Source organism: Cellulomonas sp. P4_B5_2, assembly GCF_056402235.1.
On sequence record NZ_JBFUHU010000390.1, the window covers coordinates 1 to 3,857 of the forward strand.

4 protein-coding genes and 1 pseudogene are annotated in these 3,857 nt (G+C 71.7%); 3 read left to right on the forward strand and 2 right to left on the reverse strand.

Annotated elements, in window-relative coordinates:
* Together AC1DUQ_RS19960 and AC1DUQ_RS19965 are read right to left on the reverse strand one after the other, a co-directional pair.
* The coding region (locus tag AC1DUQ_RS19960; RefSeq protein WP_477074445.1) for a glycosyltransferase family 2 protein at positions 1-988 on the reverse strand (988 nt) is incomplete at its 3' end.
* A gap of 9 nt (positions 989-997) precedes the next feature.
* Positions 998-1,234: pseudogene (locus AC1DUQ_RS19965) on the reverse strand (WhiB family transcriptional regulator); the annotation flags it as partial.
* 225 nt (positions 1,235-1,459) lie between these two features.
* Between AC1DUQ_RS19965 and AC1DUQ_RS19970 the strand changes: the two are divergent.
* The 3 genes from AC1DUQ_RS19970 to rfbA form a co-directional block, all read left to right on the forward strand.
* The gene (locus tag AC1DUQ_RS19970; protein ID WP_477063054.1) at positions 1,460-2,221 is read left to right on the forward strand and encodes a TIGR03089 family protein; all 762 of its coding nucleotides are present in this window, start codon (positions 1,460-1,462) and stop codon (positions 2,219-2,221) included.
* A gap of 80 nt (positions 2,222-2,301) precedes the next feature.
* Positions 2,302-2,991, forward strand: a complete 690-nt coding sequence (locus AC1DUQ_RS19975; protein WP_477074443.1) for a class I SAM-dependent methyltransferase — start codon at positions 2,302-2,304, stop codon at positions 2,989-2,991.
* A 6-nt stretch (positions 2,992-2,997) separates the two neighbouring features.
* Positions 2,998-3,857: glucose-1-phosphate thymidylyltransferase RfbA (rfbA, locus tag AC1DUQ_RS19980; protein ID WP_477074444.1), on the forward strand; the 860-nt coding region annotated here is incomplete at its 3' end.

A 3,857-nucleotide genomic window follows, 5' to 3' on the forward strand; every position in this document is an offset into this window, starting at 1 on the left:
GCCGCCCCGGCTGCTTCGCGGCGAGCCTGCCGAGCGAGCGCACCACGGCGGCGACCAGCGCGAGGACGACCACCACCGGCACGAGCGGGAGCGGTGCGGAGACGAGCCTGCTGTGCACGAGCGCCCGACGGCGCGCCGCGAACGACCGACGCGGATCGGCCCGGTCGTCCTCTCCGTCGCCGTCGCGGTCGACAGGCACACCGGCGACGTCACCGGAGGTCGAGCGCAGCCCGAGGTAGCCCGCCTGTGCATGGCGGACCACGGCCGACGGCACGACGATCACGCGGTGGCCCGCCAGCCGGGCGCGCCGCGACAGGTCGAAGCCGTCACCGAACGGGCCCAGGATCGGGTCGGTGCCGCCGAGGTCGTCCCAGGCGTCGCGCCGGACCAGCGCACCGGCGATCCCGACCCCCAGCACGTCCTCCCGCCCGTCGTGCTGCCCCTGGTCCAGCTCTCCGGGCTCGACGTCGGTCATCCGCCTGCCCGAGCGGGACGAGCGCAGACCGACCTCGAGCAACCGCTCCGGGTCGGTCCAGGTGCGCTGCTTGACGCCGGCGACCGCGACGGACCGGGCGTGCCCGACCGCGCGGACCAGCTCGGAAAGAGCGTTCGCCGCGGGGGCGCTGTCGTCGTGCAGGAGCCAGAGCCAGGTGGTCGGCGGGGCGTCGTCGGCTGTGAGACCACGGCGGACGGCCTGCCCGAACGAGCGGACGCCGGGCGCGCGCACGAGCCGCAGCGCGGGTGCCGCGGAGCCCCTGAGGTCAGCGAACGAGCTGTGCAGCAGCTGCTCGACGGAGTCGTCGGTCGCGTGGGCGACGTCGACGAGCAGGACCCGGAGCGGGCGGCGCGTCTGTGCGGCGAGGGCCGCGAGCGTGGTGGCGAGGTACGGGGTCCGACCGCGCGTGACGACGACTGCGGACACCGGCGTCGTCACCGGTGTCGGGGAGGTCGCGGTGGGCAGGTCCACCGGCAGAAGCGTGTCAGTCATGCTCGGGACATCATGCCGCGGCACGTCGCATCCCGTGCACACCTTCTTGGCCTCACGCGTCGAGCCGCCCTTCTCGGGGAAGAACGCCTCGGGGTCGGTCTGGGCGCACAGCGCGCGCTCCTGCCACCCCATCGGGCCCTCGTCCTCGAGGGCGCCGAAGATCGGCAGGACGTTCGAGGCGTGCGTCTGTGCACTCCTGCGTGCGTCCGAAGGGAAGATCTCGTCGTTGTCGAGCAGGTTCCACATGCGTGCCTCCGTGCGGTCCTCGTGCTGGTTCATCTGCTCGTTCAGGGGCTCGGCGTGCGACGCTCTCTCGGGTGCGCCGCGGGTGGTGCTCGCTCATGAATCCGTTCTAAGGAATTACACGCGTGTCGTTCGCGTTGGTCAAGCGGGGACGTGGTAGTTGTCCGGTTTTGTCGGGTGAACTTGGTGAAGACGTGTGCGCCGGGCGTGTCGATCTAGGCTGACCCGGTGCCCGTGACGACGATCGCCGACCTGTTGCGCCTGCTCACACGCGAGCCGGGACGCCCCCGGATCACCTGGTACGCGGACGACGGAGAGCGCGTCGAGCTCTCGGGTGCGGTGCTGGAGAACTGGGTCAACAAGACCGCCAACCTGCTGGTCGAGGAGCTCGACGCCGGGCCTGGAGTCCGTGTACGGCTCGACCTGCCCGTGCACTGGCGGACGGTCGTCTGGGCACTGGCCGCATGGCGGGTCGGGGCGTGCGTCGTGCTCGACGAGGGTGAGAGCGGGAGCGCCGCCGACATCACGGTGACGGACCGGCCGCAGGCGCACGCCAACGACGCCTCCCAGCTCGTCGCGGTGACCCTGCCTGCGCTGGCGCGCCGGTTCGACGGAACGCTCCCCGTCGGGGCGGTCGACGCCGCGTCGGCCGTGATGACCTACGCCGACGCGATCGGCTGGGCCCCGACGCCGGCGAGCGGCAACCCTGCGCTGTCGGCGGCCACGCTCCGGGTCGACCACGGCACGCTGCTGACGTGGTCGTCGGCCGGGCAGCCCACCTCCCCCGTGCCGGCCCGGGTCCTCCTCGTCGCGACGCCGGCGCCGCTGTCGCCCGCCGCGCTCGCCGAGGTCGTCGGGGTGCTCGTCACCGACGGCTCCGTCGTGGTCGTCGACCCACCGTTGGCCGAGGCGCTCACCCGCGACCCTGCCCGCACCGCCCGGCTCACCTCGTCCGAGCGCATCACCCGCGTCCCGGACACGCTCGCCTGATACGGCAGAACGATTCGCGGCCGGTGTCCCGACCGCGCCAAAACGCCCGAACCGGTCCACTCCCTGGCACGATCGTCGCCATGACGGACGCACACTCAGCCGGACCGGACGACGGCGTCACCCCTCCGACCGCGGGCGAGGAGTACGCCGAGCGACTCGTCCGGCACAGCTCGGCGTCGTGGAAGCAGGCGCTCAACGTGCAGGCGCCCTACCAGGCGCACGTCCGCCGGCTCGAGCTGGGGCGGACCATCGACGTCGGCTGCGGGCTCGGCCGCAACCTCGGCAGCCTGGCCCCGGGCTCCGTCGGGGTGGACCACAACCCCCACTCCATCGCCCACGCGCGCAGCCTCGGGCTCGACGCCTACACCGACGGCGAGTTCTTCGCCCGCGAGGACCTGACCGTGCCGGAGTCCTACGACGGCATCCTCGCCGCCCACCTCGTGGAGCACCTGCACCCGCACGAGGTCGAGCCGATCCTGGCGCCCTACATCGGGCTGTTGAAGCCGGGCGGTCGCGTCGCGCTCATCACCCCGCAGGAACGCGGCTACAGCTCGGACGCGACGCACGTGAGGTTCAGCGGGTTCGACGTGCTCACCGACGTCGCCCGCGCCCTCGGGCTGGACGTCCGGCGCACGTACTCGTTCCCGTTCCCGCGCCCGGTGGGTCGCGTGTTCACGTACAACGAGTTCGTGCTGCTCGCGCAGAAGCCGTGGGCACCACCGGGTTCGGACCGCGCGCGCACAGAACAGGTCGCGRGTACGGCAGACTAGSCSRCCATGCGCGGAATCATCCTGGCGGGCGGTTCGGGGACTCGACTGCACCCCATCACTCTCGGCGTYAGCAAGCAGCTGGTCCCGGTCTACGACAAGCCGATGATCTACTACCCGCTCTCGACCCTGATCCTGGCGGGCATCCGCGACGTGCTGGTCATCACCACCCCGCACGACGCCGACCAGTTCGTGCGCCTGCTCGGCGACGGCTCACAGTTCGGCATCTCCATCACCTACACCGTGCAGGCCGAGCCCAACGGGCTCGCCCAGGCGTTCGTGCTGGGCAAGGACTTCATCGGCAACGAGCCGGCCGCCCTGGTGCTCGGCGACAACATCTTCTACGGCCCCGGCCTGGGCTCGACCCTGCAACGCTTCGACACCATCGACGGCGGCGCAGTCTTCGCCTACCGCGTGGCCGACCCCACCTCCTACGGCGTCGTGGAGTTCGACACCGCCGGCCGCGCCCTCTCACTGGAGGAGAAGCCGACCCACCCGCGCAGCAACTACGCGGTCCCCGGCCTGTACTTCTACGACAACGACGTCGTRGCCATCGCCCGCGACCTCAAGCCCTCCGCACGCGGCGAGTACGAGATCACCGACGTCAACCGCGTCTACCTCGAGCAGGGCCGCCTCCAGGTCGAGGTCCTGCCCCGCGGCACCGCATGGCTGGACACCGGCACCTTCGACTCCCTGCTCGAAGCCTCCGACTACGTCCGCACCATCGAGCACCGCCAAGGACTCAAGGTCGGCTCCCCCGAAGAGGTCGCCTGGCGGCGCGGCTTCCTCACCGACGACGCCCTGCGCGAACGCGCCGAGAAGCTCGTCAAGTCCGGCTACGGGTCCTACCTGCTCGGACTGCTCGAGAC